Source organism: Salinispora tropica CNB-440 (assembly GCF_000016425.1).
Taxonomy (GTDB): domain Bacteria; phylum Actinomycetota; class Actinomycetes; order Mycobacteriales; family Micromonosporaceae; genus Micromonospora; species Micromonospora tropica.
Genome location: NC_009380.1, coordinates 1,851,806 through 1,876,576, shown reverse-complemented (window position 1 = coordinate 1,876,576; position 24,771 = coordinate 1,851,806). Strand labels below are relative to the sequence as shown.

The window sequence follows — 24,771 nt, the reverse complement described above, 5'->3', positions numbered from 1 at the left end:
GGTCGACGCGGGCAGCCGCGCCCGTCCGGACCAAAAGATCATGGAACAGACCGGGCCCATCGTGATGATCATCACGATGGGCCGACTCTCCCCTCACCGAAGGGTAGGGTTCGATCCCGGTCGTCGAGGTGCGGCTGCTGACCCCTCGTGGTCTATTCCGGGCAACGTTGCCGGGAATAGTCCGAGATGTCCGACCGGAAATGCTGTGTACAACATTCGGCACGTCCCGAGTAGGACGTGCCGATCCGTGTGCGCCCCGTGTACACCCGAGTGGAAACGGCTGTATGTCTCCTGTGCTGCCCGCGGTCAACCGGCCGCGCCTGTCCCGCCCGTCCTGGCTGTCACCGAAGGTACTTCGGACCGAGGTGCTCGCCGGCCTGGTCGTTGCCCTGGCGCTGATCCCGGAGGCGATCAGCTTCTCGATCCTCGCCGGGGTGGACCCCCGCGTCGGGCTGTTCGCCTCCTTCACCATGGCCGTCGTCATCGCGATCTGTGGCGGTCGACCGGCGATGATCTCCGCAGCGACCGGGGCGATCGCTTTGGTCGTGGCACCGCTGGCGAAAGAGCACGGGCTGGACTACCTGATCGCCGCGGTGATCCTCGGCGGCATCATCCAGGTGCTACTGGCGCTGCTCGGGGTGGCGAAGCTGATGCGGTTCATCCCCCGCAGCGTGATGGTCGGCTTCGTCAACGCGCTGGCCATCCTCATCTTCTCCGCACAGGTGCCGTACCTGCTCGGGGTGCCGTGGTTGGTCTACCCGCTGGTCGGCCTGGCCCTGGCGATCATGATCGGGCTGCCCCGGATCACCCGGGCCGTACCAGCCCCACTGGTGACGATCATCGTCCTGACCACCATCACGGTCGCCGCCGGGATTGCCGTGCCCACCGTCGGCGACCAGGGCGAACTGCCCAACAACCTGCCCACCCTCGGGCTGCCACAGATCCCCTGGACCCTCGACACCCTGAGCCTGATCGCTCCGTACGCCCTCGGCGTGGCGCTGGTCGGGCTGATGGAGTCGCTGATGACCGCCAAGCTGGTGGACGACATCACCGACACCCACTCCAACAAGACCCGCGAGTCCTGGGGCCAGGGCGTCGCCAACATCGTCACCGGCTTCTTCGGCGGTATGGGTGGCTGCGCGATGATCGGTCAAACGATGATCAACGTTAAGGCGTCTGGCGCGCGAACCCGGCTGTCGACCTTCCTCTCCGGCGTGTTCCTGCTCATCCTGGTGGTCAGCCTGGGCGACGTGGTCGCCGCGATCCCGATGGCCGGCCTGGTCGCGGTTATGATCATTGTCTCGGTCTCGACGTTCGACTGGCACTCGGTGGCCCCGGCCACACTGAAGCGGATGCCCTGGGGCGAGACGCTGGTCATGGTCGCCACCGTCGCCACGACCCTGTTCACCCACAACCTGGCCATCGGTGTGGTCATCGGTGTCCTCACCGCGATGGTGATTTTCGCCAACCGGGTCGCGCACCTGGTGGAGGTCACCAGCGTGCTGGACCCCGACGGCGGGAGCCGCATCTACTCGGTGCACGGCGAGTTGTTCTTCGCCGCCAGCAACGATCTGGTCTACCAGTTCGACTACGCCAACGATCCGTCACACGTGGTCATCGACATGACCCACGCCCACGTCTGGGACGCCTCGTCGGTCGCGGCGCTGGACGCCATCACCACGAAGTACGCGGCGCGCGGCAAGACCGTGGAGATCATCGAGCTGAACCAGCCCAGCGCCGCCATCCACGGCAACCTGGCCGGCACCCTCGGCGAGGGCCACTGATGCCCGGCCCGGTGCCCGGTGGTCCCGCGCCCGCCAGTGCGCCCGGGGCCACCGGTCGCCCGTCGGGCGTCGGGCCGCTGATGCGAATCGGCGAGGCGGCCGAGCGGGTCGGGCTGAGCATTCGCACCATCCGGCACTACGAGGACGCCGGGCTGATCGTCCCGTCGGCGCGCAGCGAGGGCGGCTTCCGCCTCTACACCGACGCCGACGTGGAGCGTCTCGCGGTGGTAAAGCGGATGAAGCCGCTCGGGTTCAGCCTCGACGAGATGCGGGCCCTGCTCGCTGTCCTGGACGCCCTGGCTACCGCCGGCACCGCCGACCGGCCGGCCCTGCTCGACCGACTCGGCCTGTTCCACACCGTCGCCGCCACCCGGGTGGAGGCGCTACGTGAGCAGCTCCGCACCGCGGAGGGCTTCGCCGACACCCTGCGCCACCAACTCGACCAACACCGGGTTCACCACTGACGCGGGGCCCGGCCGAGCCTCACCCGTCTGGAGGCATCCGCGCTGGTGGTCAGGGCTTGCGGGCGACCCCGCAGTAGCCGTCCACGACCATCAGCGAGCCATTCTCCGGTCGCCAGCGTCCCAGGGGCACGACCCCCGGCTCGACCAGGTCGAGGCCGTCGAAGAAGGCGGTGAAGTCCGCGACCTCGCGCAGGTGGTACGGCGCCGCACCGCTCTCGTTGTACTGCCGATGGGACTCGATCACCCGCTCACTCGTGGCCGTGCCGTCGGACATCGTCAGGAAGCTGCCCGACGGCAGGGACGAGACCAGGGCGCGTACGGCGTCTCGCGCCTGGGCAGGGTCCGCGACATGCCCCATCACCCCCAACATCATCAAGCCGACCGGCTCGCTGAGGTCCAGCGTTGCCCGGGCCTCCCGGATGACCCGCTCTGGATCATGCAGGTCGGCGTTGAGATACTGGGTGGCACCCGCCGGGTCACTGGTCAGCAGCACCCGGGCATGCGCGAGGACCATCGGATCGTTGTCGACATAGACGACCCGGGCCTGCGGCGCGATCCGCTGGGCAACCTGATGGGTGTTGTCGGCGGTCGGCAGGCCGGTGCCGACGTCGAGGAACTGGCGGATGCCCGCCTCCGCGGCGAGGTAGGTCACGGCCTGACGTAGGAACGCCCGGGAGTAACGAGCGGCCTCGACGATCTCCGGGAAGATCGCTCGAACCTGGTCGCCGGCCGCCCGGTCCGACGCGAAGTTGTCCTTGCCGCCCAACCAGTAGTTCCACACCCGTGCCGAGTGCGGCACCGACACATCCACAGTGGAGGCATCAGCTCCGGTCCGCTGCTCGGCAGTCTGCTGATCGGCCTGGTTCTGTGACACGTCGATCCCCCCGGGTTGGTTGGCTACGCCAACAGCACGGCCGTAGCGTAGCGACACCGTGGCCCGCCCGTGGTCCCCCGAATCCGCGTAGGCGGGCACCGACGCCGGGGAAGCTGCGGGGATGCGGGAGGTCGAGAAGACAGCTGTGCGGTGGCGCCGGTGAGTTACCGGCGCCACCGCACAGGTCTTGCGGTCAGGTCAGCTCTGCGGCAGCCAGGCCTCAACCTTGTCCTTGTTGGCCTCGACCCACTTCTCAGCCGCCTCCTCCGGCGACATGTTGTCCTGGGCGATGTACCGGGCCACCACGTTCTGGTCCTCGTTGCTCCAGTTGAAGTTGTCGACCAGCTGGTAGGCGGGCCCGTTGGCGTCGGCGAACGACTTACTCACGATCTTGTCAAGGTCGTACACCGGGTAGTCGCAGGCGACCTTCTCCGGGTCGGCGTCGCAGCCCTCCTCGTACTCGGGCAGGTTCACCTTGACCAGTTCGATCTCGGAGAGGAACCACTGCGGGTCGTAGAAGTAGCCGAGCACCGGCTTCTTCTCCTGCTCCGCCTGACGGAACGCCTGGATCAGGGCCGGCTCGCTGCCCGCGTACACCACCTGGTAGTCCAGCCCCAGGTTCTTGACCAGGGCTTCGTCGTTGGTGACGAAGGACGGGTCACCGTCGAGCAGCTGTCCCTTGCCGCCGGACTCCGTGGTCTCGAAGAGGGAGGCGTACTTGTTCAGGTTGTTCCAGTCGGTGATGTCGGGGTACTCCTCGGCCATCCATGGCGGCACGTACCAGCCGATGACACCCTCGACACCGGTCGAACCGGCGTTCACCGCGGTCTTCTGATCCTCGATGTACTTCTTCTTGAGGTCGTCGTGGCCCCAGTTCTCCACGATCGCGTCCACCTGACCGGTGCCGAAGCCCTGCCAGGCGATCTCCTCCTTGAGATCCTTCTTGACGACCTTGCAGCCGAGTTCGGTCTCGGCGACGTGGGCGATGACGGCCGCGTTCGCCTCGTACCCCACCCAGGGGTTGATCGCGATGGTGAAGGTGCCGCAGTCGCCCGCTTCGGCGGGGTCCGTCGACTCGATCTTGGTCCCACCGCACGCGGTGAGCGCGAGAGCCGCCACCGTGGACAGCGAGACGCCCGCCAGGACCCTCTTGTTAACGATGGATCTCATTTACTGTCACCCTCCATAAGGTGTTGTTCGTCGGTCAACTCCGATTCCGCGGCCCCGGCGGACCGGGACGGCGGATGAGTCACGTCTGGGTGGCGGCGAAAGCGCGGTCCGACCGTTGCGCGGCGGCCCGCGCGATCCGGTCGAGCATGATCCCGAGTACGACGATGGCGACTCCAGCCGCCAGGCCCTTGCCGTAGAGCTGCCCCTGCGAGAAGCCGGCGACGACCTCGTAGCCGAGCGCACCGGCCCCGACCAGGCCGCCGATGACCACCATCGACAGCACGTAGATAAGCCCCTGGTTGGTGGCGAGCATCAGCGACTGCCGCGCCATCGGCAGCTGGACCTTCGTGATGGTCTGCCAGCTGTTGGAGCCCGCGGCGGTAGCCGCCTCCACCGTCGACTCCGGAATGGCACGTACCCCATCTGCGACGATCTTGATAGCAACCGGCGCGGCGTAGACGACACCGGCGACGATCGCGCTGAAGCGGCTCACCGAGAAGAGCGCTACGACCGGGATCAGGTAGACAAAGGCCGGCATGGTCTGCCCGGCGTCCAGGACCGGCCGGATGATCCGGTCGGCCCGGCTACTCCTGCCCATCCACACACCGACAACCACTCCCAGCGTCACGACCAACAGCGTGGCCACGAGCGTCATGGCAAGAGTGATCATGCTGGCGTTCCAGAGCCCGCTGCCGACCAGCAGCCCCACACAGACCGCGGCGACGGCAGCGGTGCGCAGGTTGCCGATCAGCGCGGCGAGCACCACGATCACCGCACCCATCAACCACCACGGCGACTCCGCCAGCAGCGCCTCCAACGGGTTGAGCAACGCGATGGTCACGCCGTCCTTCACCGCCGCGGTAACGTCCGAGAGGTTGTTCTGTGCCCACGTCGTCACCGCGGTCGCCCCCTGCGACAGGTACTCGCCGAGTTGGCCGCCATCCGGGAACTCGGAGGCCCACAGGTAGGTGTAGGACAGGTACGAGCAGACCGCTGCGACCAGCCCGAACCCGGCCAGGAGCAGCCGGCGGATCCGCGGACTGGACTCGCCGCCACCCTGCTCGGCGCGGATGCTGGCCGCCGTGGTGACCCGGTCCAGGACAATAGCCATCACCACGATCGCGACACCCGCGTTGAACGCGGTACCGACATCGGTGGTCTGCAGAGCCTTGATCACTGTCTTGCCGAGGCCGGGAGCGTCGATCAGGGCCGCGACGGTCACCATCGCCAACGCCGCCATGATCGTCTGGTTGACGCCGAGCACGATCGTCCGCTTCGACAGCGGCAGGAGCGCCTTGGTCAGCCGCTGCCGCCGGGTCGCCCCGAACGAGTCGGTGGCCTCCACCGGCGGTGCCGGCACGGAACGGATTCCGTGCGCGGTGATCCGGATCGCCGGCGGCATGGCGTAGATCAGGGTCGCGATCGTCGCGGAGGCTGGGCCGATCAGGAAGACCAGGGTCAGCGGCGCGAGGTAGACGAAGGTGGGCATCGTCTGCATGAGGTCCAACACCGGGGTGATCATCCGGTGGAACCGGTCCGACACCCCGGCCAGAATGCCCAGCGGAATGCCGAACAACAGCGACACGAAGACCGCCACCAACGTCAGCGCCAGCGTGTCCATGCTCTCCTGCCACAGCCCCTGCAGGCCGAAGAGAGTGAACCCGCCCGCGGCGAGCAGCCCCACCCGCCAGTTGGCGAACGCCCAGGAGACGTAGGAGACCAGCGCGACCACACCCAGCCACCCGAGCACCGGCACCGGCCGTCCGTACGCCGGTTGCGCGATGAGCCCCTGGACGAAGGTCACCAGCGCGTCCATCACCGCGCGGATCTCGTTGAAGAAGTACAGGAAGATCGGGCTGCTGTTCCGGCTGGCCCCGACCGAGTCGTTGACGTCGTTAAGCCAGTGATGCAGATCGGTCAGCGTGGCCCGGGGCAGTTCCAACATGTCCTGGCCGCGCAGCAGGGTCCAGGCGACAAGCCAGAAGACGAGGACACCCACCACCGCCAGCGGCTTGGTGATTCGTCGACGTGGGGTGGTCCGCGTCGACGAGCCGGTCATGGTCGTCGTGGCCATTAGGCGCCCGCCTGCGTGCCGGCGACAATATTGAGGACTTCCTCATGGCCGACCACGCCCAGCAGCTCCCCGTTCTCGACGACCCGCACCGGCCGGTCGGCGGCGAGCACCGTGCGGACCGCGTCGCGCACGATGACACCCGGCCCCAGCTGAGGACCGTCCAGCTGGTCGGCGTCCCGGGATGGACGCATGATCCACCGCAGGGTGAGAACGTCGGCGCGGGGCACGTCCTGGACGAAGTCGCGCACGTAGTCGTCGGCCGGCGCCCCGACCAACTCGTCCCCGGTCCCGGCCTGCACCACGTTGCCGTCGCGCATGAGCAGGATCCGGTCGCCGAGTTTGAGCGCCTCGGAGAGGTCGTGCGTGATGAAGACCATCGTCTTACCAACCTGACGGTGCAGTCGGATGACCTCGTTCTGCATGTCACGGCGGATCAGCGGGTCCAGCGCGGAGAACGGCTCGTCGAAGAAGAGCACGTCCGGGTCACCGGCCAGCGCCCGCGCCAGCCCGACCCGCTGCTGCATCCCGCCGGAGAGCTGGTCCGGGTACGCCTGCTCGTAGCCGTCGAGGCCCACCAGCTCGATGACCTCGGTCGCCCGGCGGATCCGCTCGGCGCGGCCGGCACCCCGGATCTCCAGTCCATACCCGACGTTGTCGACGACCGTTCGGTACGGCAGGAGACCAAAGTGCTGGAAGACCATCGAGAACTTACGGCGACGGAGCTCCCGCAGCCGCTTCTTGTCGGCACGCAGGATGTCCTCGCCCTCGAAGACCACCTCCCCCGCGGTGGGCTCGATCAGCCGGGTCAGGCAGCGCACCAGCGTGGACTTGCCGGAGCCGGACAGCCCCATCACGACGAAGACCTCTCCCGGCGCGACGTCGAACGACACCTCCCGTACCGCGGCGGTACACCGGGCCCGCTCCCGCAGTTCCCGCCGGGACAGCCCCGCGAGCTCGGTCGAGCTCGGCACCCGCTCCGCGTTCGGGCCGAACACCTTCCACAGGTTCCGGACCGAGATCACCGGAGTCTGGCGATCATTGACCTGCCCGCGCGGCTGAACCGCCGTATCCGTGCTCATGATGCCCACTCCGCCCGGTCGTTGCTCCGCACCCTCGGCGCGCCCGTGCAGCACCGGGGTGCGTACGCGGGGATGGGCCCGCCGGGACGGCGGTGATAGTCGGTTGGGACAGACATGGCTGATTCGTCTCTTTCCTCGGGCGACGGTTGCGGATGGCGTGGGGGCGCTAGCCGCGGAACCAGTGCTGCGGACGGGGATCGGTGTTCTGCCAGATGTGCTTCATTTCTCGGTACTCGTTGAGCCCGGTCGGGCCCAGCTCGCGGCCGTTGCCGGACTGCCGGAAACCGCCCCACTCCGCCTTGGGTACGTACGGGTGGTAGTCGTTGATCCAGACGGTGCCGTGCCGCAGCCGCCGCGCGACGCGCTGGGCGCGGCTGGCGTCGCTGGTCCAGACCGCGCCCGCGAGGCCGTAGTGGGTGTCGTTGGCGATGCGGACCGCCTCGTCCTCGTCGGTGAAGGTCTCGACGGTGAGGACCGGGCCAAAGGACTCCTCACGGACGACGGACATGTCCCCACGACAGCCGTCGAGCACCGTCGGTAGGTAGTAGAAGCCGTTGGCGAGGCGGTCCTCGTCGGGGCGACGGCCGCCGCAGCGCAGCACCGCGCCTTCGGCGATTCCGGCGGCGACGTACGACTCCACCTTGGACAAGTGTGCAGCGGAGATCAGCGGCCCCGTCTCCGCGACGGTGTCGAAGGGCCCGCCGAGGCGGATCCGACGGGCGCGGTCCACGACCGCGTCCACGAAGGCGTCGTGGAGGGACTCCTCGACCACGAGCCGGGTACCGGCCGAGCAGACCTGACCCGAGTGCAGGAACACCGCGGTGAGCGCGAAGTCCACGGCGGCGTCGAAGTCGGCGTCGGCGAAGACGACGTTCGGGTTCTTGCCGCCGAGCTCGAGCGTCACCCGCTTCACCGTCGCCGCCGCTGCCGCCATCAGGCCGCGCCCGGTCTGCAGGCCCCCGGTGAACGAGACCAGGTCCACGTCCGGGTGCTCGGCGAGCGGCGCTCCGACCTCGGCACCCGCGCCGAGGACCAGGTTGGCGACGCCCGGCGGCAGCCCGGCCTCGTCCAGCAGCCGCATCAGCAGAATCGCGGTCGAGGGGGTCAGCTCGCTGGGCTTGAGGACGAAGGTGTTCCCAGCGGCGAGCGCCGGGGCCACTTTCCACGAGGTCTGCAGCAACGGGTAGTTCCAGGGCGTGATGAGGCCGCACACACCGATCGGCTCATACTCGACCCGACTGATCGCGTCGCTGCGCCCGGTGTCCACGACGCGTCCGCCGTCCGTGTCGGCGATGCTGGCGTAGTACCGGAAGCAGGCGGTCACGTCGTCGATGTCGTACTCGCTCTCCACCAGCCGTTTACCGGTGTCGAGCGACTCCGCGCGGGCGAACTCCTGCTTGTCGCGCTGGAGGAGGTCAGCGACGCGGTGCAGCAGCGCACCACGTTCGCCGGCCGGGGTCCTCGGCCAGGGCAACGGCCCCTCGTCGAAGGCCTTCCGGGCCGCGCGGATCGCCGCGATCGTGTCGTCCCGGGTTCCTTCGGCCACGGTGGCCACCGAGGTGCCGTCCGCCGGGCAGCGGATCTCCCGATGCCCGCCGGCTACCGCCTGCCGCCACTCTCCATCGATGTAGAGGTCCTTCACGCACAACTCCCCGGTGCACTCGTCGTGTGGTTCCCTGACACAGCTCTGCCTTCGCGACGCGGCATCATGCCACCGCCGACGAACCGCGGTCGTGCCGGTAGTAGTCGAGTGGCGACGGCGCCAACGGCGTATTGCCCAGGATGAGGTCCGCCGCCTTCTCGGCGACCATCATGACCGGGGCGTAGATGTTCCCGTTGGTGACGTAGGGCATCACCGAGGCGTCCACCACCCGCAACCCGGTCACCCCGTGCACCCGCATGTCGGTGGGGTCAACCACAGACATGTCGTCGGTCCCCATCTTGGCCGTGCAGGACGGGTGCAGCGCGGTCTCCCCCTCGCGGGCGACCCAGTCGAGGATCTCCTCGTCGGTCTGGACCTCGGGCCCGGGGGAGATCTCACCACCGCTGAACGGCGCCAACGCCGGCTGGCCGAGGATGTCGCGGGTCACCCGGACCGCCTCCACCCACTCCCGTCGGTCCTGCTCGGTGGAGAGGTAGTTGAACCGCAGGGCCGGGTGCACCCGAGGGTCACGATTGACGATCTTGACCGAGCCGCGGGCGTCGGAGTACATCGGCCCGATGTGCACCTGATAGCCGTGGTCACCGGCGGGGGACGTGCCGTCGTAGCGGACCGCGATCGGCAGGAAGTGGAACATCAGGTTCGGGTAGTCGACGGTGTCGTTGCTCCGGACGAAGCCCCCCGCCTCGAAGTGGTTGGTGGCGCCCAGACCCGTCCGTCCGAACAGCCACTTAGCGCCGATCCACGGCGCGTATCGCCAGTTCAGGTAGGGCTGGATCGTCACTGGCTGGGTGCAGGCGTGCTGGATGTAGACCTCCAGGTGGTCCTGCAGGTTCTCGCCCACCCCGGGCAGGTTCGCGACGGTGTCGATGCCCAGGCCGCGCAGCTCGTCGGCGTTACCCACGCCGGACAGTTGCAGCAACTGCGGCGTGTTGATCGCCCCACCGCTGAGGATCACCTCGTTGGCGTACACCCGGTGGGGAGTCGTCCCCCGGCCGCGGGTGTACTCGACACCCACGGCGCGGGTGCCCTGGAAGATGACGCGGGTGACGAAGGCGCGGGTACGTACCTCGAGGTTGGGTCGCTTCATCGCCGGGCGCAGGTAGGCCTGGGCCGCGGAGAACCGCCGACCACGACGAACGTTCCGGTCAAACGGGGCGAAACCCTCCTGCTGCGCACCGTTGACGTCGGTGGTGCGCGGGTAGCCGGCTTGCTCCGCCGCCGCGAGCATGGCCTGGATCACCGGGTTCTCCGCGGAGCCACGCTCCAGCACCAGTGGACCGTCGTGGCCCCGGAACGGGTCGTCCGGATCCGCCCCCAGGGCGGATTCCATCCGGTTGAAGTACGGCAGACAGTGAGCGAAGTCCCAGGTCTCCATACCCGGATCAGCGGCCCACCGCTCATAGTCCAACGGGTTGCCCCGCTGGAAGATCATCCCGTTGATGCTGCTCGACCCGCCCAGTACCTTGCCCCGGGCGTGGTAGATGCGCCGCCCGTGCATGTGCGGTTCCGGCTCCGAGTTGTACTGCCAGTCGTAGAACCGGCTCCCGATCGGAAACGGCAGCGCCGCCGGCATGTGGATGAAGACGTCCCACGGGTAGTCGGGACGCCCCGCCTCCAGGACCAGAACCCGGTTGCCCGGGTCGGCGGAGATCCGGTCGGCGAGCGCGCTACCGGCAGAACCGCCACCAACGATGACGTAATCGTAACGTTGGGTTGTCACTTCCACTCACCTCACTCAACTGGTCGCGGAACTCGTCGAACCCGGGCATGACGACAGGACGACACGGCGACTTGGGGGGCATGGCGCACGTCACTCCACAGTCGCGTCCGTCCGGTGCGTCCGCACCGGCTCCCGACCGGCCGCGCGCTCCCGACCGGTTCGGGGGTCGAACCGGATGCGTGCAGGGATGCAACCTTACCTCGCGTTATCCGGCGCCCCGCCAACCCACGTCCTCGTGACCTGCGCATACGGGGTAGATCACAGGATGATGATCACAAGATAACGTTCTTGCACCCATGCGGACCGAATCCGGACGGCACGGCCCGATTCACCCAGAACCCCCGCCTGCCGTCGGGGTGTCGGTCCGACTCGCGCCGGGTCGGACCAACCGGGGACGGGTCAGCAGGCCCTCGGCCAAGGCACGACCGAGCCACCACACGAATTGGTCCTTACGGCGGGCACACCGCGCATACGACCGTACATCGGTCCACAGACCGCTGGCCGCCCGCTGTCGGGCATGTGGTGAGGCCAGCCCACGCCGGCGGCCATGGATGATCCACAATCGGTTTCGAACCGCGTAGCGCAGCCGCGGGCCAAGGTCTGACAGCCACTCCGGCTTGTCCGGGTGCAGCACCACGCTGGCGGTGCAGCCGAGACCGCCGGCGATCGACTGCAGCCGGGCGGTGTACTCGTAGTCATCCCACCAGATGAAGAAGTCCGCGATCGGCAGGTACGTACGCCGGGCCACGGCGAGGTTGACCAACACCCCCACGAAGGTGGCGTAGGCCGCGGGGTACGTGTTCGGCGGCGTGGGCAGCCCCTGGTTCGCCTCGGCCGTGATGCGCGCGGGGACGTGACTGTCGATGGGGTCGCCTGCGTGCGACAGGACCGTCGAGGCGACGAACCCGGGCGCGGTCCCACCGGTGGACGTCATCGCGTGCAGCAGCGGCGCCAGGGCGTCGGAGCACGGCAGGGCGTCATCGTCCAACAGCCAGACGAACGTGTGCCCACGGCGGATCAGGATGTCGAGCCCGCGGGAGAATCCTCCGGCACCGCCGGAGTTGCGCGGGCTGCTCTCCACGGTGACGGCGGGGAAGTCCCGGCGCACCATCCTGACGCTGCCATCGGTCGAGGAGTTGTCGTACACCAGGATCTCATCGATCGGGCGCGTCTGCGCTCCCAGCGCCGACAGGCAGGCCCTGAGCTGGTGGCGTCTGTTGTGGGTGACGACGAGGGCAGCGACGGAGACCTCATCCGGCAGCGACCGACGGGTCGAGTCGACGGCGTCATTGCGCACCGTTCACACCGTCCGTCGGGCGGCCAACCGGTCGACCACTCTAAGCGCTGAGGCGATCGCCATGTGCATGTCGAGATACCGATACGTCCCGAGCCGGCCGCCGAAGTGCACTCCAGTCTCCTGTCGCGCCAGGTCCCGGTACCTACGCAGGATGCGCCGGTCCATCGTGGAGTTGACCGGATAGTACGGCTCGTCCTCGGGGCGGGCGAGACGGGAGTACTCCCGGGCGATGACACTGCGGTCGCGGGGGTAGTCGCGCTCCGGATGGAAGTGCCGGAATTCGATGGTCCGCAGAAAGGGGACGCTACGGTCGGCGTAGTTGATCACGGCTGTGCCCTGGTAGTCGCCGGTGGGAACGATTTCCCACGCGAAGTCCAGGGTCCGCCAGGTCAGCCCGCCCACCGCGCGGTCGAAGTAGCGGTCGAGCGGACCGGTGTAAACCACCTCGACGCGGCCGACAGTGTTGTGCTTGTTGACCGCTGATTGGCGGTCAAGGAAGTCGTTGCCCAGCAGGATCTCGACCCGGTCGCTGTCGATCATCCGCTCGAACCAGCGGGTGTACCCGTCGACGGGCAGTCCCTCGTGGGTGTCGCTGAAGTACCGGTTGTCATAGGTGTATCGCACGGGAAGTCGGGTGATGACCGCCGCAGGAAGGTCCATCGGGTCCGCTTCCCACTGTTTGGCCGTGTATCCACGGACAAACGCCTCGTAGAGGTCCCGCCCGATCAACGAGATCGCCTTCCGCTCCAGGTTGCCGACGTCACCGTCGCGATACTGCGCAGCGCGGTCTCGCACCCAGGCCGCCGCCTCGCTCGGGGACATGGCCGAGCGGGTGAACTGGTTGATCGTGGCCAGGTTGATGGGCAGCGGAAAGATCTCGTCGCCACGCCGGATGTAGACACGGTGGACATAGTCAGTGAAGCGGGTGAACCGGTTGGCGTAGGCCCACACGGATTCGTTCGATGTATGGAACAGGTGAGCGCCGTAGCGGTGCACCTCGATTCCGGTCTCGGGTTCCAGTTCGCTGTAGGCGTTGCCCCCGATGTGACGCCGCGCCTCGACCACCAGCACCCGCATCCCCAGGCGGTTGGCGCACCGTTCGGCCACGGTCAGGCCACACAACCCGGCACCGACGACCACCAGGTCCACATTCATCGCGGCCACTCCTTCCAAATCCGTCCGCCGGGCCGCAGGCCGCTGTCCCACTCGTGGGCCAACAGGTCGCTTCGGTGCCCGACGAAGCGCTCGGGGATCAGGCTGGGACACGGCAGTACCCACCTGTGGCCCACCGCGAAACCATCACGCAGCGTACGACAATGTCACCGAAGGTAAACCTGATTCAGAGGAGGCCGCCCGGTTGCCGACCGGCGGTCTGAGGTAGAACGAACAGCCACGGAACGCCTGATCCACACCGGCAATCCGCCGATGACGTGACGTTGAGTTAAGATTGTGATCCGAATATGACGAGGCAAGGGAGGACGGCGGCTTCGAACCGACGTGGGCCCGTACGCACTGAGCAACGGTTCAGCCCCTGGTCGGACCCCCTTTGCCACCATCGGCCGATCACCACTCGCTGATGGCTGACCCGCTTTCGCTATGGCCCACCCAGCCGCTCCTCGATCCACGGGCCACGATTGCCACAGCAGGAGGTGACAGGTGACACATGACGTTCCTGGAATATCTACAGAGCCGGCGTGAGCTGCTAGTCGCGCAGACCCTCGAACACGCGACCATTGTGCTGATGTCCGTTGCCCTGGCGACGGTCATCGGCGTCTTGATCGCCCTCTGGACCTACCGCAACCCACGCGCCCGGGCCATCGCGACGGGTACGGCCGCGGCCATGCTCACCATCCCGTCATTCGCACTGCTCGGCCTACTGATCGCACCGCTTGGGCTGGGCTACGCGCCCACACTGGTGGCCCTCACCATGTACGCCCTGCTACCGATCCTTCGGAACACCATCGTGGGCCTGACCGAGATCGACCCGGCCCTGACCGAGGCCGCGCGAGGAATCGGCATGAGCCGACTCCGGTCTCTGGCCACTGTGGAGATCCCACTCTCCTGGCCGGTAATCCTGACCGGGATTCGAGTGTCCACCCAGATGACGATGGGGATCGCCGCGATCGGGGCCTACGTCGGCGGCCCGGGACTGGGCAACCAGATCTTCTCCGGCCTGTCCAACCTCGGCGGCGTGAACTCCCTGAACCAGGCTCTGGTCGGCACGGTCGGCGTCATCGTTCTGGCCCTCACCGTCGACCTGGCCCTCGCCCTCCTGGGCAAGCTGACCCAGGCCGGGCAACGACCGAAGCTGTTCCGCCCCCGCCTGGCTCGCCGCCCAGCGCTCACGCCCAGCACGGCAGTCCCTTCCCCCTCCCTCGGAGGCCGAGAATGAACCGCGACGTAATGATCGATCTGCAGCAGGTCAGCAAGTTCTACCGGGGACAGAAAGCCCCGGTCGTCGAGAACATGTCGATGACGATCCAGCAGGGCGAGATCATCGTCTTGGTCGGCCCCTCCGGCTGCGGCAAGACCACGACCATGAAAATGATCAACCGGTTGATCGAGCCCAGCAGCGGGCGGATCCTCATCGACGGCACCGACGTAACCGCGCTGGACGGCAACGACCTGCGCCGGCAGATCGGCTACGTCATTCAGCAGGTCGGGCTCTTCCCCCACATGAGCGTCGCCACCAATGTCGGGCTGGTGCCGAAGATGCTCGGCTGGGACCGCAAGCGGATCGAGGCACGGGCCGACGAACTCCTCCACCTCGTCGGCCTCGATCCGGCCATCTACCGCAACCGGCTGCCCCGCCAACTCTCCGGCGGGCAGCAGCAGCGCGTCGGGGTGGCCCGGGCGCTCGCCGCGGATCCGCCGGTGATGCTGATGGACGAGCCCTTCGGTGCCACCGACCCGATGACCCGGGACCGGTTGCAGAACGAGTTCCTCCGCCTGCAGGAACAGTTGCGCAAGACCATCGTCTTCGTCACGCACGACTTCGACGAGGCGATCAAGATGGGGACCCGAATCGCCGTCCTCGGGGAGAGGTCCAAGATTCGGCAGTTCGACACCCCGGAAAACCTGCTGGCGAGTCCCGCCGACAGCACCGTGGCCCAGTTCATCGGCCGCGGTGCCCGGCTCAAGCAGCTCGACCTGCGCCGGGTCGACGCAATCCGTTGGGAGGACGTCCCGCTGATCCGGCTGGACAAGTCCAACGGCGCAAAGCGCCAGCTTGACCAGGCCGAAGGCTCCGCGGCACTGACCGTCGACGCCGACAATCGGCCGCTGCACTGGGTCAGTTCCCACGATCTGACCTCTCGCCCGGGCGTCCTTGACGACGCCGGCCAGGCGGTGACGACAGTCGAGCCGGAGGCGACGCTTCGCGACGCCCTGGACGCGATGCTCGCCTCCCGCGACGGCGCAGCGGTCGTGGTCGACGAGCAGGGTCGCTACGCCGGCACGGTAACGCTGGACGGCTTGATGCAGGTGATCCACCACACGCCAGAGGACGAGCCGGGTTCCGGGGTTCCCGACCAGCGTTCGGGCGTGGCAACCGCCGCCGAGCTAACCCCTGAGCAGCGATGAGCGGCGCCACAAAGATCCAGGCCGAAGAGACCGTACTAGCTCCGCCGTCACGCTGGCGCGGGCTACTACGGCGACACCGCACGATGCCGATGATCCTCGCGGTGGTGCTGCTCGGCACCTACCTCTGGGTCAGCGCCACGGATCTGGACGACATCGAACGGCGCGCCCTGGACGTGGACAACCTGCTGCGGGCGGCCGGAGAGCATGTGACGCTCACCGCGCTGACCACCCTGCTCGTCGTGGCGATCGCCGGCGGTGGCGGCATCCTGCTCACCCGTCCCTCCATGCGGTGGCTGACTCCGTTCGCCACCGGCCTGGCCAACATCGGGCAGGCGACTCCCGCGATCGGGCTGCTCGTCCTGTTGAGCATCTTTCTCGGCATCGGCTTCTCGACCGCGTTGATCTGCCTGGTCGCCTACTCCGTCCTTCCCGTACTCCAGAACACCATCGTCGGGATCAACCAGGTGGACCGCCACCTGATCGAGGCAGGACGGGGTATCGGTATGTCACCCCTGACCGTCCTGCTCCGAATCGAACTGCCGTTGGCTGTTCCCGTGATCCTCGCCGGCGTGCGGACCGCAATCGTCCTCGCCGTCGGCGTGGCCACCCTCGCCACGTTCATCAACGCCGGCGGACTGGGCTCGCTGATCGTGACCGGGATCAAGCTTCAACGCGAAACGATCCTCGTCACCGGCGCCGTCCTGACCGCGACCCTCGCGTTGACCCTGGACTGGCTGGGCGGAGTCCTCTCCGACCTGCTACGGCCCCGCGGGCTTGACTGAACGGCCTCATCCCGCACCGACGCACTACTCGACACTCGCGCTACCCAAGGAAGGTAACGATGCGAAATCGAACTGCACTCACCCGCCTGGTGACCGGCTCCGCAGTGGTCGCCCTCGCGCTCACCGGCTGCTCGGTGACCACGGAGGACTCCAACGCCGATGTCGCGGTCGGCGAAGGGTCGATCAAGGAGGACGCCACCCTCAAGGGACAGACCATCGTGGTCGGTTCCAAGGACTTCACCGAGAACATCGTCTTCGGCCACATCACGATGCAGGCGCTGACCGCCGCTGGCGCGGAGGTCGAGGACAAGACCAACATCAAGGGCTCCGTCAACGTCCGCAAGGCGCTGCTCAGCGGAGACGTCGACGTCTACTGGGACTACACCGGCACGGCGTGGATCACCTACCTCGACCACACCGACCCGATCCAGGACTCCGCCGAGCAGTACGCGGCCGTGGTCGAGGAGGACAAGGAGAAGAACAACGTCGTCTGGGGGGCGTACGCTCCCGCGAACAACACCTACGCCATCGCGCTGCGCGAGGAGAAGGCCGCGGAGTGGAACCTCACGAACGTCTCTGATCTGGCCGAGTTCGCCAAGAACAACCCGCAGGAGGCGACCTTCTGCCTGGAGACCGAGTTCGTCGGACGCAACGACGGCTGGCCCGGAATGACCGCGGCGTACGGGATGGACATCCCGGCGGAAAACGTCAAGGTCGTCGACACCGGCGTCGTCTACACCGAGACGAAGAAGGGCGAGGCCTGCAACTTCGGAGAGGTCTTCACCACCGACGGCCGGATCAGCCACCTGGACCTGCGGGTACTGGAGGATGACCAGAGCTTCTTCCCGATCTACAACCCGGCCCCCACGCTCAACGGTGAGACCGCCGAGTCCTACAGCAGTATCCTGACCATCCTCGAGCCGGTGGTGGCCAAACTCGACGACGAGACCCTCCGCGGGCTCAACGAGAAGGTGGATGTCCAGGGCGAGCCGGTGGCGCAGGTCGTCTCCGAGTGGATGAAGGCCGAGGGCTTCATCGGCTGAGGCACCTCGACCGTCGCACCGTCGTTGCCGATGCCGCCCCTACTGTCGGGGCGGCATCGGCGGTGCCGACCGGGCTCAGCCACCGGTATGGCCCACCCGCTGGCCGCCACTCTGAACCGCAACCCCGGTCTGGGCCTGGGCAACCACTACCGCGAACGGCGTCTGCTCCCGGGCCTGGCCGAGTGGGTTGTCGGCGAACGCCTCCACCAACACCGCGTCGGGTAGGTCGGCGTCCTGACCCAGAATGTCCTGGCCAAAGTCATTGGCATCGATAATCACCGTGCCAGCGAACCGCTCCGCGAACTCGGCGGGCAGGGCCGCCCGGATCGCCGACGAGATCTCCTGGGCAACCCGATCCGGATCGCGCGGCGCCAGCTTCGCCGACACGTTCGCCGGGTAGGCCGAGTACTCGGTGGGTCCGTCTATGGCGCGTACCGCCGAACCCGCGACCCGGTAGAACAGTCCCCGTCGCCCGACCGCCTTACCAACCGCCCCGGCTGCTGCGGCGGCCAGGACGCGGGGCAGACCCACCTCCTGGACGGCCAGCTGCATCGTGGCCGGATGCCCCAGCCCCACGCCGTACGGCGTACGCAGGACATATCGCGACAGCAGCCGCGCCCAGGCCCCGCTCCTGATGTCTGTCACGTTGAAGATTCGTCCCTGCGCGACCGCGACCACCTTCTCGCTGACAAACAGGTACCAGGGTCCGGCTGTCGCCAGTTGCTGGACGGAGAGTGGCATCTCGGCCCCCTGTTTGTAGAACTCACCGACCCGGTTGACGGCGAGCGCGGAGACATCGTCACCGGTCGCGATGAGGTCGGTATGCAGCGGGAACCGGGCCCAGGCACCACCGGGTGTCAGCAACTCCTTCTCCGGGTTGGGTACGAAGTCCGGCTTCGGAAGCACCTGCGGGTCTGCACTCTGGTCGGTGTCCGAGCCGGCAACGCGCTGGATGGCGACCCGGGCCGGCTCCACCGGTCCCCATCCGCCCGCCTCGCTGGCCGGCGGCGTATCGATGAACTCGCGCAGCCACAGTTCAACATTGAGCATCCGCCAGAACGTCATGGTTTCCACGCCGCCCCGACCGGCGACGTGATCCTCGAAGGCCTGGAGCACGGCTCGCTGATCGAAGTAGGGTCGCGCACCGAACGACCTGGAGGCGAAGATCAGATACACATCGTTCTTGATGCGCTGGAACCAGCTGTCCTCGGGCGTCGTAAAGCCAATCTTGTTGCGGCGCTGATGCACCAGCCGGGGCAACAGGTCGACAGTTGCGTCCCGCAGTGCCCGCTTGTTCCATCCGTGGTGAATAATCGCGGACGAGTCAAGCGACCACACGGTACGCACCAGAGCGGTGTCGAGAAATGGCAGCCGACCCTCGACCGAGAATCGCATGCTGTTCCGATCCTCGTAGCGGAGTAGCGCGGGGAGGCTGTGCCGGAAGAGGTCGGTCGCCAGCCGGGCCTTGATGTCATTGCGCACCATCGGGAAGCGCTCATTCCGATAGGTCTCGGCGAAGTCCCGGCCCAGCAGGTTGACGGTGGGTACCCGCCGTCGACGGCCAAGGGTGTCGGTCAGCCGGGTTCGGCCGAGCCGCCAGAGCACATCGATGGAGCGGAAGGCTTCGCCGGCCACCCGGCCACCACGTAGGCCGCGCAGATGCACCAGGTAGTAGGGCAGGTAGCCGGCGAGCAACTCGTCGGCGCCCTGGCCGTCGAGCATCACCGTCACATGTTGGCTCGCCTCACGCATCACGCAGTACTGCGCATATGGCGCGGTGGAGATGACCGGTTCTTCCTGGGTCCGGATGAAGTCCCGCAGATCAACCAGGAACCGGTCGGGCGTCGGGCGCACCTTGTGCACCTGTAGCGCCTCGGCGCAGGTGGCCGCGACCGTGTCGACGTAGCGCTCCTCGTCGTTTCGTTCCCCGGGGAAGACCGCGGAGAAGCTTTGTTGGGTCGTACCGACCGACCGGGTGTCGTCGGCGGCGGCCGTGGTGGCCATCATCCGATGGATGCTGGCCACCACGGCCGAGGAGTCCAAGCCACCGGAGAGGGCCGTACCGACCGGAACGTCGCTGACCAGCCGCGCCTGGATCGCTCGGTCAAGCGCCGCCCGAAACCGCCCCTGAGCTGCCCGGTCGTAGGGTGCTGGCACTGCCGCCAGTGCGTCCATGTCCGCGTAGAGGCTGGTGTAGGTCGAGCGTTGGATGCCACCGTCGGAGGTGAGCACGGCGGTCTCTCCCGGCATCAACCGGGTCACCCCGTGAAAGAACGTCCGTGCGGTGTCGTCGTGGATCCGGAACCGAAGGTATCGGTAGACGGTCCGGTCGTCGGGCTTGGGCGCGATCGCACCGGTGACGAACAGGGGACGGAGTTCACTGGCGAAGAAGACCCGTCCGTCTCCGTCGTCGGCGAGGTAGAGCGGTTTGATGCCGAACTGGTCCCGGGCCAGCACCACCTCGCCACGCTCCAGATCGGCGATTGCCAGGGCGAACATTCCGTTGAAGCGGTCGAAGGCGGCCCGACCCCATTGGATCCACGCGGTCAGCACCACCTCGGTATCACTCTCCGTGGTGAATCGATGGCCGAGATCGCTCAACTCCGCGCGCAGCTGACGGTAGTTGTAGACCTCGCCGTTGTACACCAGCACGTACCGGCCGTCTGCCGAGTGCAACGGTTGCTTCCCACCGTCCCGATCGATGACCGCCAGGCGCCGGTGCGCCAACCCGATCAGCCCTTCGGCCAGGTAGCCCTCCCCGTCGGGGCCACGGTGGACCTGGGCGTCGGCCATCCGGTGAAGCACCGGCTCACCCCAGAATGCGCTGATGCCGACGTACCCCGCTATCCCGCACATTGGAAGATCACCTCTGGGTTGACGATTCGCGCATTGTGTGGTGGGAAATCACCACCGGGACGAGAGCGAGGCCGGTCGCCCCGGATATCCGGGTCGCGCACCACCGCCGGCTCCGGGCGCGGGTGCGGTCCCGACCAGGACACTCCGGTTCACCTTTGTGGTCGTGATGCCTCATCGCGGTGTCGGTGCCTTCCCCTGAACGGCGAGGAACGCCGCCAAACCGGGACCAGCCCGGCGTGGTGTCCCCTCGGCTACCGAACCGGCGGTAGCCGCCGCCCAAACGCTAAACCGACAATAACCCCATACGAACATGAACCCGAAAATTAGTCCTCGAGTGGGTCCACCTACCACCCAGCCACGATCGATCTCGATAGGTTAGCCTAAGCTAACTTTGCAGGAGCGTGTCGCGCTCCAGCCCCGAACAAGGATCGTTATGGTGCACAACTTCCCCTCACCCGCCCGGGCTCTCGCGGGCGTCACCGTCGTCGCCATCGCCGCCCTGGCCACGGTCGGCTGCTCCAGCACCTCCGACACCGACACCTCCGAATCGGCCACCTCCCAGACCGAGGGGTGGCCCCGCACCTTCACCAACGCCGACGGCACCACCACCAAGATCACGAAGAAGCCCGAAGCGATCGTCTCCACCTCCGTCTCGGTGACCGGCACCCTGCTCGCCTTCGACGCCCCGGTGGTCGCTTCGGGCGCCGGAAGTTCCGGTGAGTTCTTCGCCCAGTGGGCCGATGTGGCCGACGAACGCGACGTCGCCAACCTCTGGCCCGCCGGGAAGGTCGACCTGGAGGCGGTGTACGCCCACACGCCCGACCTCGTCGTCGTCTCCGCCACCGGCGCCGACTCGTTGGTGGAACAGATCGGCGAACTGCGCGCGATCGCCCCGACGATCGTCGTCGACTACGGCGGGCAGACCTGGCAGGAGCTCGCCGCAACGCTCGGGCAGGCAACCGGTTTGGAGGCCGAGGCCGAGCAGACCGTCACCGCGTTCGACGACTATGTCCAGGAGGCGGCGTCGAAGATCCAGGTGCCCGACGGCGGCGCGAACGTCATCTCGTTCAACGGCGCCGGGGAGAGCAACCCGATCGCGCGCCAGGATTCCGCCCAGGCACGTCTCCTCAGTGACCTCGGCTTCACCATCGAGGACCCGAACCCAGAGTGGAACACCCGAAGCCAACTTCGTGAGGACTTCATCTGGACCGCGTACGAGAACCTGACCACCCTGACGGCGGAGACCACCTTCATCCTCAGCAAGGACGACGTGGGCGCGCAGGCCTTCGCCGATGATCCGGTGCTCGCGAACGTGCCCTCGGTCAAGCAGGGCCAGGTGTACGGGCTCGGGCTGAACTCGTTCCGGGTGGACCAGTACAGCGCCACCGAGATCGTTGACAGCGTCGTCGCGCGCTTTGCCAAGTAACCCGACGACCGGGTGGAGGCGGCCTCGCCCCCACCCGGTCCGGACCACAACCACCAGCCCACGCCCGCGGCACCGCGGCACCGGGCTGCTCCTGCTCTCGGCCGTACTGGTGATCGGCACCTTCGCCAGCGCCACCGTCGGTACCCGGGCCATCCCCCTCGCCACCACCTGGGACGCGGTGACCGCGTTCGATCCGACCAACTCGGCACACCTGCTCGTCGTCCATCAACGCATTCCCCGTGCGCTACTCGGCGTCGTGGTCGGCGTCAGCCTGGGCGTCGCCGGCGCGGTCATGCAGGCGCTCACCCGCAACCCGCTGGCCGACCCGGGACTGCTCGGCGTCAACGCCGGGGCGGCGACCGCCATCGCCGCCGGCATCACGTTCTTCGGCGTGACCGAGCCGTCCGCCTACATGTGGCTCGGCGTCCTCGGCGCGGGAATCGCCGGAGCCATCGTCTACCTGCTCGGCGGCCTGCGCACCGGCACCAACCCGGTACGGCTCGTGCTTGCCGGCGCCGCCCTCACCGTCGTCCTCATGGCCCTGACCCACCTCATTCTCGTCAACAGCACCGAGCAGATCTACGACCGCTACTGGCACTGGATGGTCGGCTCGCTCGCCGGCCGCGGCACCGACGTACTGATCGCCGCCGGCCTCCTCACCACCGCCGGGCTCCTGCTCGCCCACGCCCTCGCGCGTCCGCTCGACGCGGCGATGCTCGGCGAAGAGCTCAGCCGGTCACTGGGGGGCCGCCCCACCCAGGTCTGGGCGACCGCGGGCCTCGCCGTTATCGTGCTCGCCGGCGCCGCCACGGCCGCGGCCGGGCCGATCGCCTTTCTCGGGCTGGCCGCGCCGCACCTCGCCCGACTCCTGGCCGGTGTGGACCACCGCTGGGTTCTGCCGTACTCGGGCGCGCTGGCCGCTGCACTCATCGTCGTCGCCGACACGCTCGGCCGGGCCCTCCCGGCCAGCGGTGAGGTGAGCGTCGGCATCATGGTCTCGATTCTGGGCGGGCCGTTCTTCGTCCTGCTGGTGCGACGTCGCCGGATGGTGCGGCTGTGACCCCGGCCCGGCTGCTCCCCGAGGGGCGACGGGTGTGGCGGGTGGGCGGAACCTCCCTGGTGATCTCGCCGCGGCTGGTGACGATCACGGGCGTCCTGTTGGTCGTCGGCGTGGCCCTGGGCGTCGCGGCGATGACGATCGGCACGCTGCGACTCTCGTTCGCCGAGGTGGTCGCGGCGGTCCTGGACACCTCCGGAAACATCCAGCACGACCGCGTCGTACGGGGTCTGCGGCTACCCCGCGTGATCACCGCGATCTTCGCCGGGGCCGCGCTGGGTATCTCCGGAGCCATCTTCCAGTCGGTGTCCCGCAACGCGCTCGGCTCACCCGACGTGATCGGCTTCACCACCGGAGCGGCGACCGGGGCGATCGTGCAGATCATCGTCTTCCAGGCCGAAGCCCTACAGGTGTCACTGGGTGCGGTGGCCGGAGGGCTCCTCACCGCGGTAGCCGTCTATGTACTCTCCCGCCGGGGCGGCGTGACCGGCGGCTACCGGCTGATCCTGATCGGGATCGGGGTGAGCGCCGTGCTCGGCGCGGTGAACGGCCTGCTGCTCGTGACCGGAGATCTGAACCAGGTCTTCACCGCCAGCCTGTGGCTGTCGGGGTCACTCGACGCCCGTACCTGGACGCACGCCCTGCCGGTCACGGTCGGTGTGCTCGTTCTCGTACCGCTCGTTCTCCCCCTCGCCCGCCGGGCGTCGCTCATCGAGATGGGCGACGACATCGCCCAGCAGCTCGGGGTCCGGGTGGAACGCACCCGGGTGTTGCTCATGCTCGCCGCGGTAGCCCTCGCCGGGCTGGCCACCGGAGCCGCCGGACCAATCGCGTTCATCGCCCTGGCCGCACCGCAACTCGTGGTCCGACTCACCGGCTGGCGTCGCATGCCGGTGATCAGCGCCGCTGCGATGGGCGGGTGCCTGCTGATACTCGCCGACACGGTCACCCGGCTGCTGCCGATCACCGCCGCCGTCCCGATCGGCCGGACCACCGGCATCGTCGGTGGCCTGTACCTCATCTGGATGCTGACCCGCACCAAGCAGGTCTGAGCCGGAAGGACCCCATGACCTCCCCACCCGCTCTCGAGGCAGCCCGCCTGACGCTCGCGTACGAGTCACGTCAGGTCGCTCACGATCTTGACGTCTCCATCCCGGACGGCGCGGTAACCGTGATCCTCGGCCCGAACGCGTGCGGCAAGTCGACGCTGCTACGGGCGCTCGCGCGACTGCTCCGCCCCAGGACCGGCCAGGTACTGCTCCACGGCCAGGACGTACAGCGGCTGGCCCCGAAGGAACTGGCCCGCCGACTCGGGCTGCTACCGCAGTCCTCCGTGGCGCCGGCCGGCATCACCGTCGCCGACCTCGTCGGCCGTGGCCGCTTCCCGCACCAACGAATGTTGCAGCAGTGGAGCCACGAGGACGAAGCGGCGGTGGCCCGGGCGCTCGCGGCGACCGGGGTGGCGGAGCTGGCGGACCGGACCGTCGAGGAGTTGTCCGGCGGCCAACGACAGCGGGTGTGGATCGCACTGATCCTCGCCCAGGAGACGCCGGTGCTACTCCTGGACGAACCCACCACCTACCTCGATATCTCACACCAGCTCGAGGTGCTCGAACTGTGCCGACGGCTCAACCGCGACCAGGGGCGCACCGTGGTCCTGGTGCTGCACGACCTCAATCAGGCAGCACGCTACGCCGACCATCTCGTGGTGCTGCACGACGGCGCGGTGGCGGCCACCGGCGCCCCGCACACGGTGCTCACCGAGCAGTTGCTGCACGACGTCTTCCGGCTGAAGGCCCGCGTCGTCACCGACCCGGTGTTCGGCACACCGCTGGTCATCCCGATCGCCGCTCGGAACACCGCCGCCGCGTGACGTCATCGCTGGGACGCAGAACAGAAG

General features: G+C 67.9%; 19 protein-coding genes. 10 read left to right on the top strand and 9 right to left on the bottom strand.

The features are described from left to right. Positions 1-284: 284 nt before the first annotated feature. On the top strand, positions 285-1,784 hold the full coding sequence (locus STROP_RS08300; RefSeq protein ID WP_026275074.1) for a SulP family inorganic anion transporter: 1,500 nt from the start codon (positions 285-287) through the stop codon (positions 1,782-1,784). Then, positions 1,784-2,248, top strand: coding sequence for a MerR family transcriptional regulator (locus tag STROP_RS08295; protein WP_011905542.1), 465 nt, complete (start codon positions 1,784-1,786; stop codon positions 2,246-2,248). The genes STROP_RS08300 and STROP_RS08295 overlap by 1 nt, the downstream gene beginning before the upstream one ends. 49 nt (positions 2,249-2,297) lie before the next feature. Here the strand turns inward: STROP_RS08295 and STROP_RS08290 are convergent, their stop codons facing one another. The 8 genes from STROP_RS08290 to glf form a co-directional block, all read right to left on the bottom strand. Next, positions 2,298-3,122, bottom strand: coding sequence for an SAM-dependent methyltransferase (locus STROP_RS08290; RefSeq protein ID WP_020678943.1), 825 nt, complete (start codon positions 3,120-3,122; stop codon positions 2,298-2,300). 198 nt (positions 3,123-3,320) lie between these two features. Then, a complete protein-coding gene (locus STROP_RS08285) occupies positions 3,321-4,292 on the bottom strand; it encodes an ABC transporter substrate-binding protein (protein ID WP_011905540.1) in 972 nt (323 codons plus the stop codon). A gap of 79 nt (positions 4,293-4,371) precedes the next feature. Then, the gene (locus tag STROP_RS08280; protein WP_011905539.1) at positions 4,372-6,366 is read right to left on the bottom strand and encodes an ABC transporter permease; all 1,995 of its coding nucleotides are present in this window, start codon (positions 6,364-6,366) and stop codon (positions 4,372-4,374) included. Then, complete coding sequence (locus STROP_RS08275; protein WP_011905538.1) at positions 6,366-7,445, bottom strand: quaternary amine ABC transporter ATP-binding protein; 1,080 nt, start codon at positions 7,443-7,445, stop codon at positions 6,366-6,368. Before STROP_RS08275 ends, STROP_RS08280 begins: the two co-directional genes overlap by 1 nt. Before the next feature lie 166 nt (positions 7,446-7,611). Continuing rightward, positions 7,612-9,087: an aldehyde dehydrogenase family protein gene (locus STROP_RS08270; RefSeq protein ID WP_011905537.1), complete on the bottom strand. Its 1,476-nt coding sequence runs from the start codon at positions 9,085-9,087 to the stop codon at positions 7,612-7,614. A gap of 64 nt (positions 9,088-9,151) precedes the next feature. Continuing rightward, positions 9,152-10,828, bottom strand: a complete 1,677-nt coding sequence (gene betA, locus STROP_RS08265; RefSeq protein WP_011905536.1) for a choline dehydrogenase — start codon at positions 10,826-10,828, stop codon at positions 9,152-9,154. Positions 10,829-11,156: 328 nt separating this feature from the next. Further along, on the bottom strand, positions 11,157-12,125 hold the full coding sequence (locus STROP_RS08260; RefSeq protein WP_011905535.1) for a glycosyltransferase family 2 protein: 969 nt from the start codon (positions 12,123-12,125) through the stop codon (positions 11,157-11,159). Between the two features lie 3 nt (positions 12,126-12,128). Then, positions 12,129-13,280: a UDP-galactopyranose mutase gene (gene glf, locus STROP_RS08255; protein WP_011905534.1), complete on the bottom strand. Its 1,152-nt coding sequence runs from the start codon at positions 13,278-13,280 to the stop codon at positions 12,129-12,131. Positions 13,281-13,788: 508 nt separating this feature from the next. Between glf and STROP_RS08250 the strand changes: the two genes are divergently transcribed. The 4 genes from STROP_RS08250 to STROP_RS08235 are packed head-to-tail and all read left to right on the top strand — an operon-like array spanning position 13,789 to position 17,532. Continuing rightward, positions 13,789-14,517: an ABC transporter permease gene (locus STROP_RS08250; RefSeq protein ID WP_011905533.1), complete on the top strand. Its 729-nt coding sequence runs from the start codon at positions 13,789-13,791 to the stop codon at positions 14,515-14,517. After that, entirely contained in the window at positions 14,514-15,707 is a 1,194-nt protein-coding gene (locus STROP_RS08245; protein WP_011905532.1) for an ABC transporter ATP-binding protein, read from the top strand. Before STROP_RS08250 ends, STROP_RS08245 begins: the two co-directional genes overlap by 4 nt. Continuing rightward, the gene (locus STROP_RS08240; protein ID WP_011905531.1) at positions 15,704-16,489 is read left to right on the top strand and encodes an ABC transporter permease; all 786 of its coding nucleotides are present in this window, start codon (positions 15,704-15,706) and stop codon (positions 16,487-16,489) included. The genes STROP_RS08245 and STROP_RS08240 overlap by 4 nt, the downstream gene beginning before the upstream one ends. Before the next feature lie 59 nt (positions 16,490-16,548). Beyond that, positions 16,549-17,532, top strand: a complete 984-nt coding sequence (locus tag STROP_RS08235) for a glycine betaine ABC transporter substrate-binding protein (protein ID WP_011905530.1) — start codon at positions 16,549-16,551, stop codon at positions 17,530-17,532. A gap of 75 nt (positions 17,533-17,607) precedes the next feature. Here the strand turns inward: STROP_RS08235 and asnB are convergent, their stop codons facing one another. Continuing rightward, positions 17,608-20,388 carry an asparagine synthase (glutamine-hydrolyzing) gene (asnB, locus tag STROP_RS08230; protein ID WP_011905529.1) on the bottom strand — a complete coding sequence of 927 codons (2,781 nt, stop codon included), beginning with the start codon at positions 20,386-20,388 and terminating at the stop codon, positions 17,608-17,610. 433 nt (positions 20,389-20,821) lie between these two features. Between asnB and fepB the strand changes: the two genes are divergently transcribed. The 4 genes from fepB (at position 20,822) to STROP_RS08210 (ending at position 24,744) form a co-directional block, all read left to right on the top strand. Beyond that, positions 20,822-21,814, top strand: a complete 993-nt coding sequence (gene fepB / locus STROP_RS08225; protein WP_011905528.1) for a Fe2+-enterobactin ABC transporter substrate-binding protein — start codon at positions 20,822-20,824, stop codon at positions 21,812-21,814. Positions 21,815-21,923: 109 nt separating this feature from the next. Further along, on the top strand, positions 21,924-22,874 hold the full coding sequence (locus tag STROP_RS08220) for a FecCD family ABC transporter permease (RefSeq protein ID WP_028565735.1): 951 nt from the start codon (positions 21,924-21,926) through the stop codon (positions 22,872-22,874). Further along, positions 22,871-23,923 (top strand): FecCD family ABC transporter permease, encoded by a 1,053-nt coding sequence (locus STROP_RS08215; protein WP_011905526.1) that lies wholly within the window; start codon positions 22,871-22,873, stop codon positions 23,921-23,923. The genes STROP_RS08220 and STROP_RS08215 overlap by 4 nt, the downstream gene beginning before the upstream one ends. 14 nt (positions 23,924-23,937) lie before the next feature. Beyond that, positions 23,938-24,744 (top strand): ABC transporter ATP-binding protein, encoded by an 807-nt coding sequence (locus STROP_RS08210; protein ID WP_011905525.1) that lies wholly within the window; start codon positions 23,938-23,940, stop codon positions 24,742-24,744. Positions 24,745-24,771 lie beyond the last annotated feature (27 nt).